At 58.4% G+C, this 20903-nt stretch carries 17 protein-coding genes and 2 tRNA genes; 11 read left to right on the top strand and 8 right to left on the bottom strand.

Annotated elements, in window-relative coordinates; translation table 11 throughout:
- The first annotated feature begins 9 nt into the window (after positions 1 to 9).
- The 5 genes from ACWTV3_RS12065 to ACWTV3_RS12045 all read left to right on the top strand — a co-directional run bounded on the left by ACWTV3_RS12065 (position 10) and on the right by ACWTV3_RS12045 (position 3956).
- Positions 10 to 1122 carry an ion transporter gene (locus tag ACWTV3_RS12065; protein WP_498478449.1) on the top strand — a complete coding sequence of 371 codons (1113 nt, stop codon included), beginning with the start codon at positions 10 to 12 and terminating at the stop codon, positions 1120 to 1122.
- A gap of 9 nt (positions 1123 to 1131) precedes the next feature.
- Positions 1132 to 1932, top strand: a complete 801-nt coding sequence (locus ACWTV3_RS12060) for an inositol monophosphatase family protein (RefSeq protein WP_498478448.1) — start codon at positions 1132 to 1134, stop codon at positions 1930 to 1932.
- Between the two features lie 206 nt (positions 1933 to 2138).
- Positions 2139 to 3689, top strand: coding sequence for a M23 family metallopeptidase (locus ACWTV3_RS12055; RefSeq protein WP_498478447.1), 1551 nt, complete (start codon positions 2139 to 2141; stop codon positions 3687 to 3689).
- A 99-nt stretch (positions 3690 to 3788) separates the two neighbouring features.
- Positions 3789 to 3860 (top strand) — tRNA-Thr (locus tag ACWTV3_RS12050).
- Positions 3861 to 3882: 22 nt separating this feature from the next.
- Positions 3883 to 3956 (top strand) — tRNA-Met (locus ACWTV3_RS12045).
- A 217-nt stretch (positions 3957 to 4173) separates the two neighbouring features.
- Here the strand turns inward: ACWTV3_RS12045 and ACWTV3_RS12040 are convergent.
- Both ACWTV3_RS12040 and ACWTV3_RS12035 read right to left on the bottom strand, forming a co-directional pair.
- Positions 4174 to 5931 carry a hypothetical protein gene (locus ACWTV3_RS12040; RefSeq protein WP_498478445.1) on the bottom strand — a complete coding sequence of 586 codons (1758 nt, stop codon included), beginning with the start codon at positions 5929 to 5931 and terminating at the stop codon, positions 4174 to 4176.
- The gene (locus ACWTV3_RS12035) at positions 5928 to 6908 is read right to left on the bottom strand and encodes a site-specific integrase (RefSeq protein WP_498478444.1); all 981 of its coding nucleotides are present in this window, start codon (positions 6906 to 6908) and stop codon (positions 5928 to 5930) included. The genes ACWTV3_RS12040 and ACWTV3_RS12035 overlap by 4 nt, the downstream gene beginning before the upstream one ends.
- 194 nt (positions 6909 to 7102) lie before the next feature.
- On the opposite strand from ACWTV3_RS12035, the gene ACWTV3_RS12030 reads away from it, so the two are divergent.
- Positions 7103 to 7372, top strand: coding sequence for a hypothetical protein (locus tag ACWTV3_RS12030; protein ID WP_498478442.1), 270 nt, complete (start codon positions 7103 to 7105; stop codon positions 7370 to 7372).
- Positions 7373 to 7940: 568 nt separating this feature from the next.
- Positions 7941 to 10049 carry a winged helix-turn-helix domain-containing protein gene (locus ACWTV3_RS12025; protein WP_498478440.1) on the top strand — a complete coding sequence of 703 codons (2109 nt, stop codon included), beginning with the start codon at positions 7941 to 7943 and terminating at the stop codon, positions 10047 to 10049.
- A gap of 1387 nt (positions 10050 to 11436) precedes the next feature.
- Here ACWTV3_RS12025 and ACWTV3_RS12020 read toward each other — a convergent pair.
- From ACWTV3_RS12020 to ACWTV3_RS12005, 4 genes are all read right to left on the bottom strand, one after another.
- Positions 11437 to 11619, bottom strand: coding sequence for a hypothetical protein (locus ACWTV3_RS12020; protein WP_498478438.1), 183 nt, complete (start codon positions 11617 to 11619; stop codon positions 11437 to 11439).
- A complete protein-coding gene (locus ACWTV3_RS12015; protein WP_498478436.1) occupies positions 11616 to 12557 on the bottom strand; it encodes a hypothetical protein in 942 nt (313 codons plus the stop codon). Before ACWTV3_RS12015 ends, ACWTV3_RS12020 begins: the two co-directional genes overlap by 4 nt.
- Before the next feature lie 1170 nt (positions 12558 to 13727).
- Positions 13728 to 14270, bottom strand: coding sequence for a hypothetical protein (locus ACWTV3_RS12010; RefSeq protein WP_498478434.1), 543 nt, complete (start codon positions 14268 to 14270; stop codon positions 13728 to 13730).
- A gap of 36 nt (positions 14271 to 14306) precedes the next feature.
- Positions 14307 to 15428, bottom strand: coding sequence for a DUF4062 domain-containing protein (locus tag ACWTV3_RS12005; protein WP_498478432.1), 1122 nt, complete (start codon positions 15426 to 15428; stop codon positions 14307 to 14309).
- A gap of 538 nt (positions 15429 to 15966) precedes the next feature.
- On the opposite strand from ACWTV3_RS12005, the gene ACWTV3_RS12000 reads away from it, so the two are divergent.
- From ACWTV3_RS12000 to ACWTV3_RS11985, 4 genes are all read left to right on the top strand, one after another.
- Complete coding sequence (locus ACWTV3_RS12000; protein ID WP_498478430.1) at positions 15967 to 16533, top strand: GNAT family N-acetyltransferase; 567 nt, start codon at positions 15967 to 15969, stop codon at positions 16531 to 16533.
- A 167-nt stretch (positions 16534 to 16700) separates the two neighbouring features.
- Positions 16701 to 17267, top strand: a complete 567-nt coding sequence (locus tag ACWTV3_RS11995) for a GNAT family N-acetyltransferase (protein WP_498478428.1) — start codon at positions 16701 to 16703, stop codon at positions 17265 to 17267.
- Positions 17268 to 17340: 73 nt separating this feature from the next.
- Positions 17341 to 18144 (top strand): heliorhodopsin HeR, encoded by an 804-nt coding sequence (gene heR / locus ACWTV3_RS11990; protein WP_498478427.1) that lies wholly within the window; start codon positions 17341 to 17343, stop codon positions 18142 to 18144.
- A gap of 165 nt (positions 18145 to 18309) precedes the next feature.
- The gene (locus ACWTV3_RS11985) at positions 18310 to 18846 is read left to right on the top strand and encodes a hypothetical protein (RefSeq protein ID WP_498478426.1); all 537 of its coding nucleotides are present in this window, start codon (positions 18310 to 18312) and stop codon (positions 18844 to 18846) included.
- Between the two features lie 199 nt (positions 18847 to 19045).
- On the opposite strand, the gene ACWTV3_RS11980 is transcribed toward ACWTV3_RS11985, so the two are convergent.
- Entirely contained in the window at positions 19046 to 20044 is a 999-nt protein-coding gene (locus ACWTV3_RS11980) for an NADP-dependent oxidoreductase (protein WP_498478425.1), read from the bottom strand.
- Between the two features lie 52 nt (positions 20045 to 20096).
- Entirely contained in the window at positions 20097 to 20801 is a 705-nt protein-coding gene (locus ACWTV3_RS11975; protein ID WP_498478423.1) for a type 1 glutamine amidotransferase domain-containing protein, read from the bottom strand.
- Positions 20802 to 20903: the final 102 nt, after the last annotated feature.

Genomic DNA, 20903 nt, shown 5'->3' with positions numbered 1-20903 from the left:
AATGGGCGCGTGAATCTATCTACTCCACCCGAGAGTCCATCGTTTCGTACCCGGCTCGCTCAGTTTGTCGACTCAGCCCTCGTCCAAAATTTCGTTCTCGCGGTCATCGTGATCAACGCCGTCATTATCGCGCTGATGACGGCAGCAGAACAGGGAACAGCGGCTTACGACGTCTTGCACGCCCTCGACTCAATCGCTCTCGTAGTCTTCGTCATTGAGTTGATTCTCAAGCTTGTTGCCTACGGACCGAAGCGTTTCTTCACTGACGGCTGGTCGGTCTTCGATTTCATTGTTGTGGGCATCGCCCTTGTGCCCAGTGCTGGACCACTTTCGGTTCTTCGTGCGCTCCGAGTGCTCCGTATTTTGCGAGTTATTAAGTTTATGCCGAAGGTGCGGATGGTCGTTGAAGCCCTCATCCGTTCGTTTCCGGGCATCGGCGCAATCGCCCTCCTCATGTCTCTTGTCTTCTTCGTTGCCTCGGTGATGTCCACGGAACTGTTCGGCGATCAGTTTCCGGAGTGGTTCGGCAGTATCGGAAAGTCGACGTATTCGCTCTTCCAGATCATGACCCTCGAAAGCTGGTCGATGGGGATCGTGCGCCCGATCATGGAAGTGATGCCATTGGCGTGGCTGTTCTTTGTGCCGTTCATCCTGATCGCCGCGTTCATCACGCTCAACTTGTTTATTGCCGTGATCGTGGACACGATGTCATCGCTGCGTGTTGAGCGCGAAGAGGCAGATCGTGCCGAGGCTGACCGTGTCGACCCGCCCGTGGCGCTCGACCTCGACAACGACGAGCTCGCTCACGTGATTCGCAGCCTGGGGCGACTGGCGTCATCCGCTGACAGCCGACCAGAAGTGCTGCGGATGTGGGGAGTCGACAATGCTGATGCCCTGCGGGAAGACGTGCTGCGGTTGCAGGGCGCGCTCGCCGGCAGCCACGAGCTTTCTCACGCGGACTGGGCGAAAACACTGTTCGCCGCCGACCTCGCTCTCGTGGCCGGAACGCCTCAGAAGACCGCGCCCGAGGAGCGGGCCGCCGCAGACGAGGCGGCGCTCACGCTGTCACGTGCGCTTCGCGCCCGGCTCGAAGCGCATGAGTACGCAACGAGTGCGGCCTAGGCTGGAGTAATGCCTCACGACGAACTCTTGGATCTCGCCCGCCGCGTTGCAACGCAAGCCGCCGAGCTGGTTGCTCAACGGCGCATCGAAGGAGTCGCGGTCGCCGACCGCAAAACTTCCTCGGTGGATGTCGTAACCCACGCCGACCGCGAGAGCGAACAGCTCATCCGCACCCTCCTTGCCGACGCTCGCCCCGAAGACGGCTTTCTGGGCGAGGAGAGCGGGGCAGAACGTGGCACGAGTGGCCTGACCTGGGTCGTTGATCCGATCGATGGCACTGTGAACTATCTCTACGGCATCCCGCATTATGCGATCAGCATTGCCGTAGTTGAGGGTGAACCTGAACCCTCGTCGTGGAAGGCGCTCGCCGGTGCCGTCGTCAACTTGGGCGCGGGGGAGACCTACACGGGCACGCTCGGCGGTGGTTCCCACCTCAACGGACAACCGCTGCACGTGGCTGACGAAGTAGACCTCTCCGAAGCGCTCATCGCAACGGGATTTGCTTACCTGCAGGAATTGCGTGTGGAGCAGGGGCGAGTAATTGCAGACCTTCTCCCACAGGTGCGCGACATTCGCCGCATGGGAACGGCATCCTTGGACCTCTGCATGGTGGCCTCGGGGCGAGTCAACGCGTACTTCGAGCGAAGCCTGAACCCTTGGGATCACGCGGCCGGTGCACTCATTGCCCGCGAGGCTGGGGCAACAGTGAAGGGACGCGGAACAGAGGCAGAAGGCAAGGACTTTATTCTCGCTGCGGAACCAGCCGTTGCTCAGAAACTTGAGGCAGTATTGAAGCAGCTAAACGCGTAAGTAGACCACTTAAAAAAGGTCTGGCAACTAGACCACTTGCACGCTAGCCTTTATGAATCTGTTACCCGCGCAACCCGACCTGCGTGGGTCAATCACCCGAATTATGCATTCACACCTAGCAGGTGAATCGCGTGGAGGAGAAGAATGTTGCTGACGAGCGCTTACGCCGCAGTGACGTTCTCCTCCCGCCACCCAGGGCTCGGTATATGAGCCGCGACACCCAGTTTCCACAGCACCCGGGAACAGGGGAGAACCCTCCCCTCACGCGTAAAGAGATGCGCGAGCGTGAGCGTCAAGCGCAGCAAGGCAGTCGCAAGAAGTCGAGCTCGAAGCATCCGGTGGAGGCGCCGGCTGCTCCCGTTCTCGCCGATCTGTTCACGTCGCACTCGAGCCCGTCGCCTTCGAGCCCTGAGCCCGAAATTGCCGAGGCCGTAGCGGTCGAGGTTGCACCGACCGTCATCCCGGCGCTGGTCGTTGAAACTGCGGTTGTTGAAGCTGAGGTCGTTGAACGCGCCGTTGTCGAACCAGCAGTAATCGCGAGCGGCTCCGTTGAGCCCGCGGCCGCGCTGCCGAGTCGTCGCTCGATGCGTAACAAGCAGGCCGCCGTAGAGGTGCCGGCTATTCCGGTGGCAGCGACTCCCGCCCCGGCTTCCGTTGTTCCGCCCACCTCAGGTGCTCCCACGGTTTCTGAGCGACTCTTCACCGCTCCGATCGCAACAGTGAACGCGCCAACCGAGGAACCCGCGCCCGATACAGCGCCCACGAGTATTCGAGCTGACGAGCCCCTCGATCTTCTCGGAATCACCCCCACCACTCTCGTGGCGTCCTCGTACGACGCCGCCGCAGCGACAGCCGAAGCTTCAGTGGCGACGCCCGCTTCGCGGAAGCGCTCAAAGCCTGGCAAGGCTGCCAAGGCCGCTCGAACTCCAAAGCAAGCCGCGGCGACAACGGCTCCGCGTTCTCGCAAGAAGAGCGGTTCCACGGTCAAGTCGAAGCGTGTGTGGGTGTCGCGCAAGGCACTCGCCCCGAGCAGCTCGTCGGGCTCAAGCAGCAAGCGTCCGGCATCCAAAGCCCTCTCGTTGGTGGCGATGCTGTTTGCCTTCCCGATTCTGGTTGGCGTCTCTGTTCCTTCAAACGTGTTTGTGAATGCGGACTCGGCCGTGATCGCCGCAGGAGCGCCAGCAGCAGATTTGGCCGCGCTCAGTGCCACACCAGGCACCGCGCAGTCACTTGCTGTCTCGGATGAGGTTGAGAGCGAAGTTGCCGCCCACGACGACATCAAGGTCATCTCGACCGCCGAAGTGCTCGCCCTCAAGTACGCGGGTGTGAGCTACGAGTACAACGCCACCACGGGAGCTGTGCGCTGGCCCTTCCCTTACTCGGTGCCGATCACTGATGGCTTTGGTGAGCGTGTTGGCGGCTTCCACAAGGGAACCGACTTCGCGGCAGCATCCGGAACGCCGATCTATGCGGTCGCAGATGGCACAGTTGAGCTCATCCAGGCCGACTGGTCGGGCTATGGCTACCATGCCGTTATCTCGCACACCATCAACGGCCAGCAAGTGACAAGCCTCTATGCGCACATGATCACTGACTCAAGCCCGATCGTTGTCGGTCAAGAAATCAAGGCCGGCGATTTCATCGGACTCGTCGGTGAAACTGGCATCGCTTATGGTGCTCATTTGCACTTCGAAATCCACCTGGATGATGTTCCTGTTGACCCCTACGCGTGGCTTACGGCGAATGCGGTCAACTAATCTTCATTCGCGGCCACTTTTAGGCCAAAAGCGTACTTAGAGGCCCCTAACGGGTGCTAGTCTCTTACGGTGCCAATCGCGCGTTCTGCGCTTTTGTGTGCCCCCTTAGCTCATTGGTAGAGCACTTCCTTGGTAAGGAAGAGGTAATGGGTCCGATTCCCATAGGGGGCTCGTTCATCCACTTGGATGACGTGGCTGAGTAGCTCAGTTGGTGAGAGCGCACGACTCATAATCGTGAGGTCGCGGGTTCGAATCCCGCCTCAGCTACAGTTGGCGGTTTCATTCTTTGAAACCGAATTCTTCATTCAATTGATTTGGCGCGCAGATCTCGATGAGATCGTTCCGTTCGCGGTCGATCCTGGCGGCCGTTCAGGCCGCGGATACTGCCGGCGTTCTCGTTAAAGACGAATAGGCCTGCTTTTGGGCAGGTTGAATCGTCTCGGTAAAGCGGTAGCGCTAGCGGTGTCTGGGCTTAGGTTTTTGGCTACCTTGGCGGTGCGGCGGCCTGGGCGGTGACTAGGCGGGCCAGAGGGCGCTCGTTCTCGTCTTTTCGACGGCGCGTGCGGACCGGCTTCTCGACGGTCCTATCTCTAAGCTTCAGGATGAATGTGGCTATTGAGCGCAGGTTGAATGAGCTGATGGAGAGGGCCGTGACGAGGTAGTTCGAGCTGAATCCTCGGCCGGAACGTTTCTTGGGGTTTCCCAGGTCTTCTTGGTTGGAATCTTTAAAGCGCGAGTTGGAAGCTTCGACGAGGTTGCGCATGCCGTAGTAGCTTGCCCACAAGTCACTCTTGTAGGCGAACCGTTGCAAGTGCTTGAGGGGCTGGAGGCGACGGCTCTTTACTCCAGGCTCCTTCGACTCGACGGTTGTCTCCGGAATCATCAACGGAACCATGATGCTGTTCTTGCCATTGAGCGGAGCGTGCGGCACGGGGGACCCGGTTGGGTAGGTGAATCGTTGGTAGCCGTCGCGGTCGGGGAGACCCTTGGCAACCATGCGGTAGGCACCGCGGTTGTGTAGGCGAGCAAGGAGCGTAGCGCGCTTCTGGTCGTAGTCGACTCGCCCTAGCTCGGACTTAGCCTTTTCCAGATGGACAAGGTCCTTCGTCGCGTCGATGAGCTTTTGGGGCATGCTGCGCACGTGCCAGTTTCCGTCGACCAGAATGAGGTCTTTGTAAGGGCCTTGCAATCCGAGGTCGGCAGTTTTGTAGTCGATGACGAGCTCGACCCCCGCTTTACGGGCCGGGATATGGAAAGTTTCGACTCGACCGTTGTTGTAGGCGCGGTCGGCCATGACGAGAAAGCGGTCGAGGTCGAAAGCAGCCTTGTGTCGCTCGATGAGTTTCATTCCGTGGCCGACAAGTTTGCCAGGCTTGTGGAAGCTAATGGCGGTGACGACGGATGGGAACAGCTCGCTTTCAGAAGGGCGATTCCAGACTGTTGTTGCCGTTTCGACTTCGTACCCCGCAATATCGGTTTTCGCGCCCTTGCCGTCGTGCTTTCCGCCGCGACGGTATCGACCGGAGAAGGGGTCAGGGTTGCTTCGGTTTAGTTCTAGTTTGGTTGGGTTTTGCCGTCCTTGCACCGCAATGAGGCTCGCATCGATGGCGCAGTTGCCTCGATAGTCGCGTAAGAATTCCCGGGGCATGGTTCGCGCCGAGGCGAGCACTAGTTGGTTGCAGAGCCAGTCGATGCGGTCGAGATTCCGCTCGTGCTCGTCCTTGCTTTCACCCTGCGTTATGGCCTTGAGCCGTTCCGCGTACTCATCGGCCTTCATCCTTCCGTCGAGAGGGAAAGGATAGGGATCGATGTGGCTGATAATTCGCTTCAATCCGCGCCAAAAACGGTGGTACCAATCCATCTTGTCTGACGGCTGGTTGGGAATCCCCAGCAATTCGAAGTGCTTAGCGCCAAACCTTCGGTGGAGTGTGTTTGCGATGTCTAGATAGACGACGCCGCGCCCCATTTGGATGTGAAGCAGCATGATGGGAAGAATGGCGGTCAGCGGCACGACCCGCTTACGTCCTGCCGCTGAGGTGCGAGTTTCGCTCTCCCACTGCATAATCTTGTCGTTGATGCCGGACTTCTCGATGAGCGCGATGGAATTGCGAAGGTATGCCAGAGACACTGGTCCGAGTGCGTGTTCATCGTCACGTTCCTCAGACCCCATGCCGAACGTGTCCATCATCCGCTGCTCGCACAGCGCGCTAGCAACTTCGGTGGCATCAATGTTTGCTGTCAAGGGCGTTCCTCACCTCGCAGCATCACGCGGTATTTGGCCATCGGCACTGCCTCCACGTAGGCCAGATACTGGTCGAGGTTTACAAACTTCGCCATGCCTCCAGCGCGAAGTATTTCCTTAACCGGTGTGCCACGTTTGAGGTGACTAGTGATCCAATTGGCGCGTAGCCGTGCAGGCGCCGGTGCGGAGCCCATGGTGCGCGCCAAGTAATGGTTCACCATATTCTTGCCGCCGCTTGGTCGCGGACCGCCCCAAAGCAGGTCGACGCCCGGATATTGGGCGACGGTCTCTTCCATCCACTTTTCCCACTCGTGCAGAACAGGAACTTGACGCGGGCTTCCGCCTCGAACTTGAACGAGCACTCCGGCGCTGTCGACGCTTACGTCGGTGCGGCGCAACGTGCGTATCTCGCCTGAGTGGAGGCCGGCTCCGGCTGTGAGCGCGACGAGCAGCATGCACCGATGGCGTGCTAGTTCGGTCTTTTGCCCTGAAGCCCATAGTGCGTAGGATTTCAACTCGGAATCCGTGTACGGCGCGTGGATTGAGCGTTTGTGCATTGGCGTCATCTTCGGCGCAGAGTTGGGGAGCACGGCAGAGGATATTGCCAGAAGAACTGAGCGGTACGAACTGCCAGTCCCCTCGCGGTTGAAAGCAGTACGGCAATATCGGTCGATAAGGGTTGGCGCGAAGATAAGCTCAGCCCGAAGCTCAAGCCCGTGCTCTTCGACACACCACATCACAAAAGGCGCGGCCACGCTCATGAGCCTGCTGGCGTCGCGGTTGCCGGCCAACGCCGTCGTGGTGACGGCCTCCATGACGAAAGAGCGCGCTTCGTCCCACGCGAGCCGATGCTGTTTCGGCTTATAGCGTTTAGTCAACTGAGCGATGACCTCCGCGGCAGAGAGCGCCACCCCGGCGCCCGGCGCTTCGGTTTTGGCTGCTTGTTTTGTCGATGGGGTTGAGGATGATGTCTTCATACCCATCCCTATGCGGCGAGTTTTTCACCGGGTGGGAGTTGTCGCGTTCAGAGCCGAAAGCTCGCTCGTCGACTAGGGGCCGATACGGCATCGCGTGACAACAACTCATGCGGCCGCGCTCCCCTCAATTGATGGCTATAACTACAGCCACTAACTATGGTGAGGGCCACCGACATTGCCGCTACGCTCAATGCATGAGTCCTCGCCCCTCGCGCGCCCTTCCGGCAGAAATCTGTGAGGACTGGCCCGAGGTGCCGTGCGCTGACCCGGTCGCAGAAAGGGCCAGACAGCTCGTCTTGAATCTCCGAGACGCCATCGGAGAGCGCAGCATCCGCGAGATCGCGGCGGCGGCAGCCGTAGACCGCGCCACGATCGGGGCATTGCTTCAGGGGAAGTCATGGCCGGACATCGTCACGTTGGCAAAGCTAGAGCAAGAACTGGGGTCGCTCTGGCCTGAGCGCTAACGGTGTCAGTCGCACGTCCCGCGCTCCACCGACGCGCTGTGCATCGGGGGCCAACTCGACAATGGCCGAGTCGAACTGGTCACTCCAGTCGCATTCCTCAAGGTCTAGTGAGCGACTCATCATAAGCCGCCGTCCGACGGGACTCGATTCGTCAAATTCAGATGCAGGCCGCGTTATGTATATGAGTGTGGTGCTGAATGACTAAAGGCGCACCATCCATCTGATAGACGACCCGATGCACTGACGTCGGCGTTCGGTAATCGCATCTTGCGGTGGCGCGTCACTTGTGCCACCCCCAACGTAAGTATCGCTGACCAGTTCCATCTGTGGTCAAGTTCAAACCATATCGGCCTGCCGCTGTCGCGTCTGCATTTATAGTCGATCTCAATGAGCTTGAGGAGCTGCCGCGGCGGCGCCAAGGTTCGGTTGGGTCTTGTCGTCGACTTCACCGACCTCGCGCCGAATGGCGGATCTCGTTTAGAGCTTTGAAAGTCGAAGCGCGTAATCCGAACGGATCGGCGAGGACTATGCGAGCATGGTGGAAACTTTGCTTCGGGAATGAGGATCCATGGTGCGGTCTACAGCCACAGGACACGCAGGCTTCCGCGATGCTGCGCAGTCGCTGAAGCTTTATCGGCGGGCGGAGCTAAAAGACACCAATGGGGAAAGGGTCATCGAAGACCTCTACGTGGACCCACTTCCTAATGATCACGTTTTGCAGACGCTGCTGAAGCCGAACACTACGTTCTTAATTGGGCGAAAGGGGACAGGGAAGTCTACTATCTTCCAGCGGGCTCAGAGCGACCTCAGAAAGAGAAATAGGATCACTACTGCCTATATCGACATAAAGAGTGTGTATGAGTCGTCGAGGGTCGATCCAGGTGTTTTGGCTACTTCCCAAGCCGCAAGCACACTGCCCAAAGCCTCGCTTGAACAGCTACTTCTAAATCGTCAATTCGTAAGTGCAGTCATACATTCGATTAAAGATGAGCTGACCAATCGAATCGAGTCGAGCTTTTGGGAGCGGGTGAAAGCAAGCGTGGGCGGCGGCGTTCCAGACCTGTTCATCGGTCTCGAAGCGCTCCTTGACGAGGCAATGTCGAACCGGTTTGAGAGCGTACTTGGGACGATTATCGAATCTAAACGCACTGGACTTAGCGATACCTCGGGGAGTTCAGCAGGTGGGGGAGCCGCGCTTGGGGCGACGGGTCCCGAATTGTCATTCTCGGCGAACGTGACTCAATCCACATCGCGATCCGAAGAAACCGACCAAGCCGATGTCTTGATGCGTGTGTTTGACCTTAAGGAGTTCATTTCTCGACTCCGAGACATTCTCCAGAAATGTGGGATAGATCAGTTATACGTGTTTATAGACGACTTTTCCGAAATGCCGGAACCAGCGATGCGTCTTGTTGTCGACGTCCTGTTGGCGCCCCTCAATAATTGGTCTGATGAGCTGATCAAGTTCAAGGTGGCTGCCTACCCCACTCGCATCTACTACGGGGCCATCGATCCGACGAAGATCGACGAAGTGAACCTAGATCTCTTCGATCTGTACGGGGGGTCGGACGTGGGGGCCATGGAGGAGAAAGCAATTGATTTTACTCGGAGATTAGTAACACGGCGGCTCACTCACTACCGAGCAGAGCCAATACCCGAACTTTTTGACTCGGCAAGTAATGACGTGTGGCGTCAAATCTTCTACGCCACAATGGCAAATCCCCGAAACGTCGGATACCTCTTGTACTTCGCGTACGAGAATTCCCTTCTCTATGACAAGAAAATTGGCTCTGGGGCGATAAGAAGCGCCGCTCAGCGTTACTACGAAGAAAAAATCGAGGCGGGTTTCGAAATGAACCGCTTCCTTCAAGAGAGCTTTGCCGAGCGCTCATCGATCTTCAGTCTCAAAGACCTTTTGGACGTGATCGTAGAGCGGGCTCGTGCGTTGAAGAAATCAGATGCAAATCCAATCAAGGAAGTTGATGGGGCCGCCCCAACAAGCCATTTCCACCTAGGGCCGGACCATGAGCCATTGCTTCGTAGCTTAGAACTTAACTTTTTCGTCACGAAGTACTGTGAGATGAGAAATCGAGACGGTAAGAAGGTAGCCGTTTACGCTCTGAACTACGGGCTATGTCAGCAGCAAGTGATTGAGTTCGGGCGGCCGACAGGCAAGCGCGAACAGCGCTTTCGACAGTACTTTGTGGGGCGGCCGTTCGACTTTACGCCGATATTTCAAAGCTATATTCGGAACAACCAAGAGATTATCTGCGACTCTTGCGGCCACCACCAAGAGCTTGAGGCGCTTCCCGCGCTGCGCGCCTACGGAATGTTGTGCCCAGAGTGCCGTAGCGGCCATTGCAACGTGATCAATCTTTCGCGAAAATACGAACCAACTCTTCGGGCGGTCGAGGATTCGGCCCTGCTGCCTCAGGTCGAACTTGGAATTCTTCAGGCGCTAGCGACCGAGAAGCGCGAATTGAGTCCCTCTGAAGTCGCCGGCGAGCTGGACTGTTCTTACCAACTCGTGGGAAGGCGTGCAAAGAACCTAGACGAACGAGGCCTCGTAGACAGGGAGCTTGACGGGAACAAACGAGTATATCGACCGACGCCATTAGCCGAACAGATCTATTTTGACAGCTCGCCCGGTAGCGAGAGTACAGCCGACGAACGCTAGCGTCCGGTTCCGGATGTATCCCTTTCGCTCCCTTAGAACTTGCGGATAAGCACGACTAGTCTCCGGCGATTGTCGACGTCAGCCATGCCCGCATTGAATAGGCAGCAACCTGACGGCTCACCCTTGCTGAGGCGCATCGCGTCGAGGAGGAATTTTCTGAAGACGCATCGAGCTGGTTTGCTCTATTTTGCTCGCTCTCTCCACCGCCTAGAGGTTTCCAATGATGAGCTCGCTCAACTCCATTGAATCTGGTGATGTTGGGGTCTGATTCACCCATTTCACGCAGGCTTTTGTGTCGAGGACCATCCCAGGTGCAGCGGGAGCGATGTTCGAGCGAAGCCGATCCGAAGCCTAGGTACTCGTATCTCAAGATGGGGATAGTTCCAGAGGGAATCGCCCACTCGCCAGCGCCTGCTCTTCCTCGATTGCCCTCGCGAATCCTGCCACGGCGCCGCTTCGACTTCCTGCGTTTTGGCGGACCGAACCGCGGAATATCGCGAACCACGAACTGATATCTTCGAAGCCAGTTTCGACAGCAAGGCCGCGAATGCACGCAGAGCCCCCGGAGGCTTGAGTGAAGTTTCAGCGACATCCGCAGCCAAAAGCGGCTCCCGGAGCGACAGATCGGATGTTCCGAGACGGGCGCGAACGATCTCGCTCCAGAATGCCTAGCCGAATGATTGCTGATTTGACTCGTCGACTCGAAAAGTGGTCCCGTTCAGCCGCGACTGGACTTCATGGAGCAGACCGCTAGTTTCTTGCATTGCGCGGGCCATGTTTTGAGCGACGATCAGTTCGCGACGAGACGCTGCCTTTAAGTAAGCGTCGAGAATGGGGAGGTGTGACCATTGCGTAGCGGCACTGAAGCGCTCCGAGTGGAGTTGCGTGTTTTGGGCTGTCGCTATAAAGATTCGGAGAAAATTGCCGCGTCGATCTTCGAGATCGAAGATGACCGAGGGATGAGGCCACTCTATGGACTTGCTCACGGTGGCGGCAAGATGTTCTCGGATCCGCTCAAGTTTTCCAGTTTCCTGTGCCCTTGCGACCACGGCTTCTCTTGTTGCGTAAGGGGGCTTCCTTCAACGTTGGCGTTGGGGCCACTGCAATTGGCCGGTGTGCCAAGGGATTGTGACGAGTAGATTGCCAACACGAACGTCTTGATCAGAAAGTTCAAATCGCGTTAAGGGGGCCGCTGGTGGTGGTTTGATGTTTAGGAACCACCATCGAAGCAAGTTTGGTTTATTAGGTGAGCTTGCCGCGCTGTATGAAACGTGCGAGGGTGGGTCATGTCGCACCAGACGCAAGAGTTTTGTTGCAACAGGGGCGCGAGTCCATGGACCCACGCCCCGTCTACTGATATGCAGATTGGTGAAGCCGTTACAGCGGCCTAGATCACCGGGTTGCGGTATGCGCATTCGCCCTTGCGGCCGATGCACGGCGGGAACGTCGTGCCGGCGAAGAAGTTGTCAACTTCGCCGAACTGATCGACCCACTGGCCAGCGTTGGGAACGCGTTGCCCAGTTTTCCAGGTCCCACCGGGACCGAGTGGGCGGTGTTTGTATTTGCTCACTGCTTACCACCTCCTTTCTTTGATTTGGGTTTCCTTGGCCGCGGTGAGGCGGTAAGGAGCTCGTTTTGGACAGGATTGTCGACGCCAGCGATGCCCGCAGAGGGGCTGCTTGCTCTTCGCGTCTGCATTGATTTGTTGATCGATAGTGGCGAGTAGGGGCCGAGGAGGTCGTACTCACGTACCTCGGACCACTGGCTTGGGTCACTAGGGTCGATCCGCCAAGTCTGCGTATATGTGAGTATGCCGACCTTCTGGAGCTCGGCGAATCCGCGCTGTGCGGTGCTGCGAGATACTCCGTACCAGTCCTTTACTCTTTCAAGAGGAAGGGTAAATCCTGGTTTGCTGGAAAGTGCGATGAGGAGCATCACCTTTGCAGGGAACGATAGAGTCCGGTAGTGCTCATCTAGCCAGTAGGCTTCAGGCAGCACGAACCAATGACCGTCTCGGATTGTCTTTGGCCGCACGTAATCCGTGCCGTCTCCAGATTCATTGAGAAGAACCCAACGAGCTCTGTTGCCTGCGCGCTGCCTGTCGATGAGGTTCAGCGATACAAGTTTGCTTGCGTTCTTGGACCACTGCGTTTTCGCGGTTGTAAGATCCTCTGCACTTGAGCCGGTGTTCTCATCCAGACCGAGCGCGCGCGCCCACGAGGCTGCTGGGTACACCGCTTCGTACGGGTCTTTGGCTGATGCCAGTGCATGAATAAGAAGAAACGCATCGAGATGCGAAGAGCTGCGGAATTTCGCGAGGATGCTGCTGCGATTAGCTAGCCCAGGAGCACGATCTAGTTGAACGAACACGCGTCGGATTGGAGTTCCGTGACGTCGCGTCTTGGAGAGCATGCTTCGCACGAGATCTTCGCGCGCTGGAAGTCCCGTAGGGCGCTCCTCCAGCTTGGGCTGGACTCGCGCTTCGCTGAATGCGGGTAGTTTGTTCATGGGTCTAGTTATACACGAACTGAGTGCAAACTATTGCCGCTTATGATATTGACTCTTTCCGATCCAGAGACGCATTGTAAGCCGATGCCATACAGGTGTTATACAAGTGTCAGTCGCTGAGATTCGTAGAAGACGAGATTCCGGTGGGTTGCTAGTTCGTTGGCTTGCTGTCACTGGGCGCTGGAGTCGCAGGGGCGTGATCATTGCTATTTGAAGGATCTCACGGAGAGGCCCTAATCGTACTCTTTGAGCGCGATTTCAACCCATTCCCGACACAGCCGGCTAGGGCGGCGTGAGGCCCACGGGGCACGAGCACGCTTCCTTGCATCATCCCGCTTCAGGACAGCCTGGTGCTGCACGCGAAATGGATGTGGGGATCGCCGCTCTTCCTGCGTGAGACTTTCCACATTCCGCTCGCTTGCGTCTGTGCTCATCCGCAAGTTTTCGAGGAGAACTTGTAGGCGAATGCAATGTTGAAATTTCCGACTATTTAGCCTTCAGAACGGCGCGGTGTAGCCCGTGGCCTGCTTTCGGGGTCAGCTCTTTCGTGTTGGCGTCGCTGAAGCGAATGACGAGGCAGGAATCTTGCAACGCTGTTCGTTGACGAGCCCCATCCGTCTCATTAGCTTCAACGTATTTGCAGGGAGTGCACCTGACGCTGATCAAGATTGCCAGGAGTTGTTGGCCTTCGCCTATTAGGAATTCCTTACTCGCAGGGCCAGTTCGCCCGACCGAGCGCTAGAGCGGTCCCATGAAGTGGCCAGCCGTCACGGAGCACTCGATTCAGGCGCTAAGCGCTCGATCTTGTCCCAAAGACCGTTGGGATCGTTTAGCAGTGTACGTGGCGCGGGCGGCCAGGGAGACGATCGTCGAGCCAGTCGCCCGTGCGAAGAATCGGCAACCCACAATGACGTGCGACGTGAGCAACTTGTTCGGCTACCTAAGGGCATCGAGTTCTCTGAGTCTTTAGACGCCTGATCTTCGGTGAGCTGATCATCATTCGAGCCGGATTTTTTAGGCTGTGCAGTAGGGCTCTGCGATTCGGTGCAACGGGGAGCATTCCCGGCGTGTGGCGCCCCCTTGAAAAGAGTTGTGTCGACGCGGCCCTTATTAAGCGTTGCGGAGTGAGAGGGGTGGCGCTTTACGTCACTTGATTGCGTCTGCCAATAGTCACACAGTTTCTCTGGTGAGGTCGGCCAGGAAGGAAGGGTAAAGACTCTCAAGCGCGTGATTGCTGGTTAACCTCGGAAGCGGCAATCGGAGAGCCTCGCGCTCCCCATAGTGCAATTCAAGAGTTAAGCCGCGCCGCGCCGCCGCTTCCATTCCACTGTCCTCAAGCGGGAAGGGCTTCAGGTCGACGACGGTCAGCGCGGTGAGATCGGTTCGTGGCCATGCCGTCGTCCGTACGGTGGCACCTTGGTGATGATCGGCATCAGTTAGACCCGAAACCTGCACGTGAATTGCGAGATTAGCGGTGAAAGCGTAAATGTCGTCGCTTTCGATGCGGGAATCTTTGACGCTGCTGGTGATGTATTCAATGGGAGCCTCCGCCGTGAGGGCGTGAATCTGGGTCAGAAGCACACGGTACCAGTAAGGCCATTCATCTCTGCCCCATAGCAAAATTCGCAAATTCGCGGACTCGTTGGAGCCAGAAATCGCTTCGCTGATCGCTTCGAGCGCTTTCCACGTAGTGGCATGGTCGGTAGCTGGCATTGAGAGCCCTTCAGGTTTCTGTTCGAAGTCTAGAGGCTAGTTTCGACGCGATTCCGTGAAGTTCCGAATTAGTGAGCGAACTAAAGTCGCAGCTACTTCGTCCGCTCCTCGGTCTAGCGCAGCGCGGGACACAGACTCGTCAGGCAACACATGTACGGGCCCGCTCTCCATAGTCATTGACGCACTGTTACGTGGGGGTTGCCCAGCCACCCCGATCGTCACCATCGATTTCGAGCTCAGCCCGATGCCGATTGCAATTTTGGTCGCTCTTGTCATGTCGAGCTGGCCCACAAGGCGAAGCGCTGACGCTACGCGAGCGGTCGCGTCCGCTGAGTCCAAAATCTGGCCCATCTGGTCGCTGGGGAGGCGAAATGCTACGGCTGTCTGTCCGTCCGTTGACACTCTGACGGTCGCGAGTGCCCCGCTCCGTACGCTGTTCCAACCTCCCGTCGCAGTCGGGGGGACGTTAAGCCGAACTGCGTCACTCGCTTGGTCGATATCGAGCGCTTCAGTGGCACTCACTAACCCTGCGGAACGTACGTGGGATGGGGCCCCGGTGAAAACCTGCTCCAGCATGCGCGAGGACAAGAGCTGACCGTCTAAGGGAACGACGTGCACTTCCAAGAGGGGGACGCCTGATGAGCTTAAACCCCTGTTTGCGTTATTGCCCTCTAGCCAAGCGACATCCACGATTCCGTCGAGTGGTTCGAACTCTAGTAGCCCCGGAGACTGCTCCAAGCTTCTGATTGCTCCAGCCGCAGCTTGCTGCACCTCAGCGACTGTCTCAAAGAACTTGAAGAATCGACCCGATCCGTAGTCGCCGAGCGCTCTCTCAAACACTTGCTGCGGTTGGTCGAGCTCGACACCTGTTTTCCGAAGAACAAAGCGAGGTTTCCCTAAGCGTTCGGCAGTAGTCCATTCGTCGTGAGTAGCGGAGCGTCCTGTCTCAGGAAAGACGGTGCCGTAGTGCGGGCCCAGAAGAAGAAGATAGGCATCGCTGGACTCGACCGCTCGAATGCATGCCTCACGACTCGGAATGGGCTGCGCGGTGAAATCTTCGAACCGCACTGGCTCGTGGCCCATGGCCATGATTAGGCCAGGAAGTGCGTCGCGTTCGGCTTCGAGTCCGTTGCGGACGCTGCTTATAAAAATCTTCACTCTTACATTGTGCTTGAATCCGCCGACAACATCTCAAGTTCTTGTCGGCACGGACCTAATGATCGGGTCGCTGTTGCGGCTTCGTACCCACAACTGCAGAGAGAAATGCGCCGACAGCGTTATCAAGCGAGAGTCATAACGGGGGATTGCTGGGCGGCTGTGGAACAAAACCTGTCCTAGCGTGGAACAATCTCTAGCAAATTCGAGAAGTGCCCAATGATCGCAAGGCCACTTCGATTGAATGAAAGGGCCACAGTTTGTTGTTCCGGGATTCTGATGTCCTTTGTTTGCCGCCAACGCCAGTGAGTGTGTGTCGTGGCTGCCGCCCTCGCTCGCGCGATGCGCGCCGCTGAATCGCGCGGCGCTTCTGGCCGACCGGCCACGTTCGAGCGACGAATCTGACGTGCCAGCAAAAGTCGTGCGTTCTCGTGGTCGTTTCATAGAAAACTGTGGTTTTCTTTCGAAATGGACTCGCGATTGGTATACCGCAGGTCCCGCCACGATCTCCTGTCCTTCGACTGAATGAGGAAAACGCTTGATGAAGCTGAGCCTTCGCCCACGCTTCGTGCGCGGTCCCTCAATGGACCGCGCTGTCAACGCGCCCACGCTGGTCACCGACCGTCTTACTCTGCGCCCGCATCGCATCGAGGACGCTGCACGCTGGTACGAAATCCAGTCGTCGCCCGACGTTCACAAGTTCACTTCGTGGCCCGAACGGTCACGCTCCGAGTCCCATGCCCACCTGCGTCACCGCACCAAGCACGTGAAACTGTTGCAGGCCAACGACTTCCTTGCGCTCGCAATCGAGCGGGACGGTCAACTTCTTGGCGATGTATCGCTCCACCTTCGCTCCGTCTCACTCTCGAGCCGTACCGCAGAGATCAGCTGGATCTTGCATCCGGATGCCTACGGCCAGGGCTACGCTCGCGAAGCAGCGGACGCCATGATGGAGTTCGCCTTTACTGAGGCAAAGATTCAGTGGCTCGTTGCCGTGATCGACCAGAGCAACCAAGCGTCCATCGCTCTCGCGAAGCGCCTCGGGTTCCGCGAGATGTCGCGCGATGGCGACGAACTGTCATTCGTAGCGGGCAACCTTCGAGAATAATCTCGCCTTCGCGAGTCTCAGACGAATCGTTCCCACGGCATCCGCCGTAATTTACGTCCTGTTTACAGAACCGGAATCCCCGCGACAAGTTCGTGTCAGTCGCTGTGTCAGTATTCAGTGAATACGAAGAAACACGTACTCGACGGATACAGCGGTTCGGTAAATTCATGCCCAGAGACGACGCTCAGCCCACCCTGGAACTGTCGTTGCGCGTGCCGATCATGCATACCGAGCGCCTCCTGCTTCGCCCGCACCGCATGGCGGACGCCGAGCGGTGGCATGAGATGCAATCGAACCCCCAAGTGAGCCAATACACCGCGTGGCCACAACGCAATCGCCGCTCAGCGCTGCGGCAACTGAAGCGACGAACGCGGCAGACTCAACTGAACCGGGTGGATGACGTACTCGCCGTGGCTATCGAACGTGACGGTGAACTGGTCGGCGAGGTGAGCCTGCAATTGCGCTCGCTCACGGCAATGACACGATGTCTTGAGGTGAGCTGGATTGTTCACCCCGCGCATCAAGGCCAAGGAATCGGGTACGAGGCGATGCGCCCTCTCCTCGCCTACGCGCGCGCCCACATCCACGCTCTGCTGCTGGTGGCGGTAGTGCACCCGGCCAACGCAGCCTCGGTGGCGCTCGCTCACAAGCTCAAGTTGCATCCGCTGCCGGGCACAGCCGATCGAACAGTCTTCGTCGGCAGGAATGGGCCGCTGGCAGTAGTGGCGCCGTAGACCAGTGTCTCGCGGGGGCGTCGGCGCGACAGCCCGGTGCTAACGTGGCACTCATCGCCGAAGGGAATATCCCGTGTCCAAGAAGACCTATTCTCCAGAACAGCACGTAGATCGGCTACGGATCTACAACGTCGTGGCGGGCAGTCTGCACCTGCTGCAGGCGATCGGATTCGCGATCGTGCTCACGATGCTCAGCACTCAAGTTCTCTTCGCCGTCACGGCGGACTACCTCGCGGGCCCTCCCGGAGCGCCCATTCCTCCCGAGCGGGTGACCGTTTTCGAAGTTAATATCGGCGTCGGTGTTGTGGCGTTTCTCGCACTCAGTGCGTTGTTCCACTTTCTGGTGTCGAGCCCGTGGTTCTTCGGGCGCTACAAGAATGGGCTGCTCGAGAGCCGCAACTACTTTCGTTGGACCGAATACTCGCTCAGTTCTTCGATCATGATCTGGCTGATTCTCGCGATCAATGGAGTGACGGATATCGCGGCACTGTTCGCAGTATTCACCGTGAACGCCGCCATGATTCTGTTCGGTGCGCTGCAAGAGAAGTATGAGAAGCCCGGATCGGGTGGGATGCTGCCCTTCATCTTCGGATCGATGGTCGGCGTCGTGCCGTGGATTCTCATCCTCATCTACTTCTTGCGGCCGGGAAGCGCGAACGAGGTTGCCGCCCCCGGCTTTGTCGTCGGCATCGTGATCTCGCTCTTCGTGTTCTTCAATACCTTCGCCCTCAACCAGTGGCTGCAATACAAGCAAGTGGGTAAGTGGAAGAGCTACCTGCAGGGGGAGCGAACCTACGTCACGCTCAGCCTGGTCGCGAAGACGGCGCTCGCGTGGCAAGTGTTTTCGGGAGCGATCATCCCGGCGCTCACTGACTGAGACGAGCGCTAACTGTTTCCCACCGAGGCTCGCTTATCCAAGAATTGGATGATGCCGCGGGCTGAATCGTCAGAAGTCACAGCGCTCGGCGCATGGCGGGAGAATAGACACTGCGTGTTGAGCGACCGTAACTAGAGGTAGTGGCCAAGGATCGAGAGGCGGATAGTGCCATTTTTCAGCAGACGCAGTGATCCCACGGCGAAGGTCGCGCGAAGAGTTCGCCGATTCTTGGCGCCCGACGAGACTGTTCTCGCGGGGCTCCACGTGCAGCGGCCCGGCACTTTTGCCGCGGAACTAATAGGCGGCCTGAACGGTGCGGTTGCGGGCGCCGTGGGCAACTCGTCATTTGTCTCGGGCGGAGCGAAAGACCCGAAGACCAACGAATGGTTGAATCATGCAGCTGAACTCGGCATCGACCCAGCGCTTGCGCAGCGAACGCTACGAATGTACTTCGTACTTACGGATCGCCGATTAGTGCTCATTCGTCGATCGCGACTGACAGGGCTTCCACGAGAGCTGTTGGCGACCTGGCCTCTCATCAGGCTCGAGCGGATTCGGGTGCATCGAGGGAGTCGCGATTTTCGTCTCACTATTGGCGGCGTTGACGATCTGCGGCTTGAGCTCCCGAACGATCACCGGTTTCTTCCCGGGGCCTACCGCGAGGTGCCCAAGCGGCTTGCGGCTGCGCGAAAGGCGCTGTAGGCCCAACGCCGCCAGCGCCGCAGGAACCGTTGCGATGAAAAGGGGCGCGTCGATTGCCGGGTAGGTGAGCCGCTGAGCTGGCCGCCCGCGGCACCACCGTGCAACAACAGAAATGCCCCGCAGCTGATGCTGCGGGGCATTTCTTATCCGCACCGAAGTGCGGAGAGTGTGCGCCGTTCGGGTCGGCAGTCACACGGGACTAAATGCGAACGAGTGCCTTGCCGACGTTGGCACCCTTCATGAGGCCGTTGAAGGCATCCAGAGCGTTGTCGATACCGTCGGTGATGGTCTCGTCGTAAGCGATCTTGCCGGAGCCGAGCCATCCCTGCATTGCCTCAGCGAACTGAGGTGCGAGGTGGAAGTAGGCGCCCATCGTGAAGCCCTTGATGGTGAGACCGCGGGTGACGATGTTGGCGCTGTTCTTGATGCCGTTGTCCTTGGCGTTGATCAGTGACATGACACCGCAGATTGCGGCGCGGCCACCGTCGTTGAAGGCACCGAGGGCTGCGGAGAGGTGGTCGCCGCCGACGTTGTCGAAGTAGACATCGATTCCGTCGGGTGCTGCTGCCGCGAGCTGGCCGTCGATGTCGCCGTCCTTGTAGTTGAAGGCGGCGTCGTAACCGTACTTGCTCGTGAGAAGTTCAACCTTTTCGGCGGTTCCTGCGCTACCAACGACGCGGGCGGCGCCGAGCTGGCGAGCAATCTGACCAACCATGGTTCCGACTCCGCCGGCGGCACCGGAAACGAAGACGGTGTCGCCTTCCTTGATCTGGGCGATCTGCGTGAGGCCGGTCCAGGCGGTGATTCCGGTGAGGCCGAGAACGCTCAGAAAGAGCGAGGGCGAGACGCCGGGAACGTTGGGGAGAGCCGTGAACTGCTCGGCGGGGCCCTGCGAGATGTCGCGCCATCCGAGTTGGTGCTGAACGAGCGTACCGACGGGCAGAGCCTCAACGGTGGACTCGATGACTTCACCAACAGCGGCACCGGTCATGGTCTCGCCGAGGTTGTAGGGCGCGACGTACGAGCGGCCCTCGTTCATGCGACCACGCATGTACGGGTCGACCGAGAGGAACGAGTTCTGAACGCGAACTTCGCCAGCGGCAAGCGCGGGAAGCTCAACCGAAACCTTGACGACGTTCTCGGTGGTGGGCTCACCGGTGGGGCGAGAGGCGAGCTGCCATTGGATGCTGGTGGTCATGTGATGCTCCTTGAAATTGTGAAAGTGGTGAAAGTGAAAAGAGTGGGGGTCGTTACGACTTGTCGGCGACGATGCGCTCCGCTACCGCGACAGACGATGCGGGGTTCTGGCCGGTGTAGAGCTGGCCATCAACCACCACGTAGGAGGCGAACGGCTCAGGAGCCTTCGAATATTCCGCACCGAGTTCGACCAGACGGGTCTCGACGAGCCACTTGGCCTTGTCGGCAAGGCCACCGATCTCTTCTTCGCTGTTGGCGAAGCCGGTCATCTTGCGACCCTTGAGTACCCAGTCGCCGGTCTTCTTGTCGTTGGCGGCAAGCAAAGCGGCGGGGGCGTGGCAGAGCACACCGAGAGTCGTGTTGGACTTCACGGCCTCCACGATCAGCTGGCCGGAGTCATCGTCGACCGCAAGGTCTTCCATGGGGCCGTGGCCACCCGGGTAGAAGATCACGTCGAAGTCGCCAGCATTGACGGCATCCAAGCGAAGCGGATGCTGCAGCACAGGCTGCAGGTCGGCGATGCGTGATTCGAATTCTGCGACGCGCTCGGCGGAACCGACGCCACCCTCGCTGAGGCTGACGGCGTCAAAAGTGGGGGCGACACCGGCGGGGCTCGCAAGTTGAACCTTCCAGCCGGCCTCGGTGAAGATGCGGTACGGCTCGAGGAATTCTTCTGCCCAGACACCGGTGGGGTGTTGGGTTCCATCGGCGAGCGTCCAGTGTGATGCGGCCGAGAGGACCATAAGTACGTTTGTCATAAAAGCTCCTTACCGAAGATGTCGGTTCTTATCGAACCAATCGGGTTCGTTACCGAACCAATTGGTTCGACACTATGTCGGCGTGTAGGCTAAGTCAAACCA

The sequence above is a fragment of the Salinibacterium sp. AL4.1 genome, assembly GCF_059767305.1.
Note: the sequence above shows the minus strand (reverse complement) of the source record. Positions and strands in the feature narration are given on the sequence as shown.

Bases quoted from the DNA above. Each gene is read 5' to 3' on its own strand.
- ACWTV3_RS12035 (WP_498478444.1), bottom strand. From the start codon at position 6,908: ATGAAGACATCATCCTCAACCCCATCGACAAAACAAGCAGCCAAAACC.
- ACWTV3_RS12055 (WP_498478447.1), top strand. From the start codon at position 2,139: ATGAGCCGCGACACCCAGTTTCCACAGCACCCGGGAACAGGGGAGAAC.
- ACWTV3_RS12060 (WP_498478448.1), top strand. From the start codon at position 1,132: ATGCCTCACGACGAACTCTTGGATCTCGCCCGCCGCGTTGCAACGCAA.
- ACWTV3_RS12025 (WP_498478440.1), top strand. From the start codon at position 7,941: ATGGTGCGGTCTACAGCCACAGGACACGCAGGCTTCCGCGATGCTGCG.
- ACWTV3_RS12000 (WP_498478430.1), top strand. From the start codon at position 15,967: ATGAAGCTGAGCCTTCGCCCACGCTTCGTGCGCGGTCCCTCAATGGAC.
- ACWTV3_RS11995 (WP_498478428.1), top strand. From the start codon at position 16,701: ATGCCCAGAGACGACGCTCAGCCCACCCTGGAACTGTCGTTGCGCGTG.
- ACWTV3_RS12015 (WP_498478436.1), bottom strand. From the start codon at position 12,557: ATGAACAAACTACCCGCATTCAGCGAAGCGCGAGTCCAGCCCAAGCTG.
- ACWTV3_RS12010 (WP_498478434.1), bottom strand. From the start codon at position 14,270: ATGCCAGCTACCGACCATGCCACTACGTGGAAAGCGCTCGAAGCGATC.
- ACWTV3_RS12030 (WP_498478442.1), top strand. From the start codon at position 7,103: ATGAGTCCTCGCCCCTCGCGCGCCCTTCCGGCAGAAATCTGTGAGGAC.
- ACWTV3_RS11975 (WP_498478423.1), bottom strand. From the start codon at position 20,801: ATGACAAACGTACTTATGGTCCTCTCGGCCGCATCACACTGGACGCTC.
- ACWTV3_RS11980 (WP_498478425.1), bottom strand. From the start codon at position 20,044: ATGACCACCAGCATCCAATGGCAGCTCGCCTCTCGCCCCACCGGTGAG.